The 2,755-nt window shown below is 66.4% G+C and carries 3 protein-coding genes; all 3 read right to left on the reverse strand.

The features are described 5' to 3' along the window. Positions 1-238: hypothetical protein (locus tag EOA36_RS32760; RefSeq protein WP_145969439.1), on the reverse strand; the 238-nt coding region annotated here is incomplete at its 3' end. 6 nt (positions 239-244) lie between these two features. Further along, positions 245-805 (reverse strand): hypothetical protein, encoded by a 561-nt coding sequence (locus EOA36_RS32765; protein ID WP_127280932.1) that lies wholly within the window; start codon positions 803-805, stop codon positions 245-247. Continuing rightward, positions 805-2,755: hypothetical protein (locus tag EOA36_RS37515; protein WP_189553473.1), on the reverse strand; the 1,951-nt coding region annotated here is incomplete at its 5' end. The genes EOA36_RS37515 and EOA36_RS32765, both read right to left, overlap by 1 nt.

Consider the following 2,755-nt stretch of genomic DNA (forward strand, 5'->3'; position numbering starts at 1 on the left):
GCTGGAAATCGGCAGTCGGCCGCCCTGCCAGCGCCGCCTGCTCGCCGGCCATGGCGCCTTGCCGCTCGGCCTGGCGATCGGCGATCCGGCCCGCTTGACCTGCGAGGCGAAACAGGCCCTCGCTGGCGCGCTGCAGCAGGCCGCCGCCCGGCCGCTCGACGGCAAGCAGGCCATCGGCAAGCACGGGTTCGGTGCGGAACGGGCGATAGGAAACCGGCTCGCGTTGACGATTTGCCATAGAGGGTTAGCCCCGCTGGTTGAAGGAAAGCAAAGTATCCGCGCCGCCGGTCAGCGCGTTGAGGATGCCGCCGGCCTTGGCCTGCTTGGCCATGGCGCGATAGTTCTTGGCCCGCTCGACCAGGCGGGAAATCCGCGTCTGTTCGGTGCCGGTCGAAGTTGTCAGCCCAAGGTCGGCCTCGCGGTAGGCATCGCTGCGCGCCGCCTTGGCGGTGCCGAACGACAGGTCGACGCCCGACGCGGCATAGGCCACGTCCTCGGCGCCCAGCGCGTCCGCCATCTGCTTGCGGATGGAGGTGCGCCGGCTGATGCCTTGCAGCGTCTCCAGGCTTTGCTCGCTCTCGGCGTCGCTCGCCGCCATTTCGTTCTGCGCCGCCTCGGCATTGCCGGCGCCGACCGCAGACACGATGCCAAGCACCGTCGCCGTGCCCTGCAGCAGCGAGGCCAGCGAAATGCCCGACGCCGCCGTGGTGCCGGCGGCCGCCGTCGTCGTCGCCGCAGCAGTGCCCGCAGCGGCTGCACCGCCGCCGAACAGGCTTGTCAGTCCCCCAAGCAGAACCTGTACCATCAGAGTTTCGTCCCCATGGCTATGTCGCGCACGCGCAGCTCGCCGGGGCGAACCTGCGTGATCACGGCGGTTGTGCCCTCGACCATGCCGAGCAGGCCGGCTGACGTGACCAGCTTCGTCTTGAGCGGCATCGGCGTATCGGTCGGGTCGTTGGTGTCATGCAGCGGCACATCCTGCGGCGTCTGGCCATTGGCGCCGATGGCGATCGAGTCCGTGTCGGCGATGTTGACGTGCATGGTGTGGATGCGGCCTGGCCGCAGGATCACGTCATCGTTGCCGGTGACCAGCACCTGCGGCATCGATTCCCAGCGCGGCGCAATCCAGCGGCCGACAAGTGCCGCCGCATAGGCATCGCCCAGCGCTATCGAGCCGCCAGCCACGGTGAACGGCCCCAGCACGTAGCCATCGGCCTTGGCCCACAGCTCTGCCCCTTCCTCATACGGCAGGCCGGAAATCACGCCGGCAAGGTCGGGCGTCACGTCAATGGCGTCCTGCAGGTAGATCGAGGTATCGTAGATCTCGATCGACGTGCGGCCCGCGCGCTCGATCGCCACCCAAAGCCGGTTCTTGCCGTCGACGCCGATTTCGCGCACCAGGCCGCCGGCCGCCGCCAGCCATTCGCAGAAGCCGACGATCTCCTGATTGCGGATCATCTGGCCGGCGACAAGGCGGCCATCGCCGCGCATCAGCCAGCCTTTCGAGGCGTCAAGGTCGGTTTCCGGCCGCTGCGAGGCCGAGCGAATGACCTGGTCGACCAGGTGCGAGGCGAGCAGCGAAATCGGGTCGGCATTGAAGCTGGCGCTGGCCGAGGTGACAGTTTCCGAAACGCGCAGCACCTGCTTGCCGCCGGTCGAGGCGAAGGCCAGCCCCTTTGGCGCGATGGCGACGTAATAGACTTCGCCTTCAAGCGTGAACGGCAGGCAATTGGGCTGTGCGCCGATCTCGCTGGCCAGCACGAAATTCAACGGCGTGTTGCGCTCGATCGTGCGGTTGGAAATGAAGTACACGCCGCGATCGGTGAACACGAAAATATAGGTCGATTCCTTGACGTGCAGGATGGCTTCGGAAGTCTGCGAACGCAGCTTGTCGAGCCGCGCCGCCGCGTCCGTGGTGCCGTCGATGTTGAGGTCGAAATACTCGCCGATGCGACTAAGGCTCATCGCGCCCACCACTGCGGGGATTCGATAGTAATCCATGCGGTCCTGTACCAGCACGGCACCGCCCGGCCAGCCGCGCGCCACCGAGAAGACTGGTTCCGTTTCGGTCTTGCCGATCTGGGTGTGGTAGGGCAGCACCGAAGCGTCGCTGGTGTTGGCGATGATGGCGGAAAACTCGTATTCCTCGCCGGACAAGTCGCCGCCGAACGTCACCGTGAAATTCTTGAAGTGCGAGAAGCCGCTGCCGGCGGTGACGGTGACGCCGGCCGACATGGTCGGCAGAGCGCGGATCGCCGTTTGCACCTGCGTGGCGAACAACGGCCAGTCCGGCGTATCGGGATTGAGGTCGGCCGGCGCCCCGTCGCCGGTGCGCGGCACCAAGATCGACGGCGTCGTCTCGCCGTTCACGGTCACGCTTAGGCCGATATAATCAACCGAATCGATCCACCGAATTGAGAAATCCCACTTGTCGTCGGTCTTGGCATAAGTGCCGCCAAGGTCGGCGGATGGCACCGGATCGTAGGGCCAGAGATCTTCGCGCCAGTCATGCAGTTGCCCAGGCGTGGCGAGGAACAGCCGCGCGGTCTCCAGCGTGCCGTGAAAAATGCCGATCGTGCTGGCCTCGCCGTAGAAGCCGAGGTCGGGCAACATCGCGGCCGTCACGGTCGGCAAGCTGGCCGAGCCGACATAGCCGGCGCTTTCGGTGAAGAAATCGGCGATGCCCACCGTGACGAAGCAGGCCAGCGCGTTGCCCTGGTCGGTGGTCAGGTCGACAAAGCGCGGGCGCTCGGCC

The organism is Mesorhizobium sp. M8A.F.Ca.ET.021.01.1.1 (assembly GCF_003998025.1).
GTDB lineage: Bacteria > Pseudomonadota > Alphaproteobacteria > Rhizobiales > Rhizobiaceae > Mesorhizobium.

What these genes read in the sequence shown, in the direction of transcription:
- EOA36_RS32765 (WP_127280932.1), bottom strand. Translation starts at nt 805, where the DNA reads ATGGTACAGGTTCTGCTTGGGGGACTGACAAGCCTGTTCGGCGGCGGT.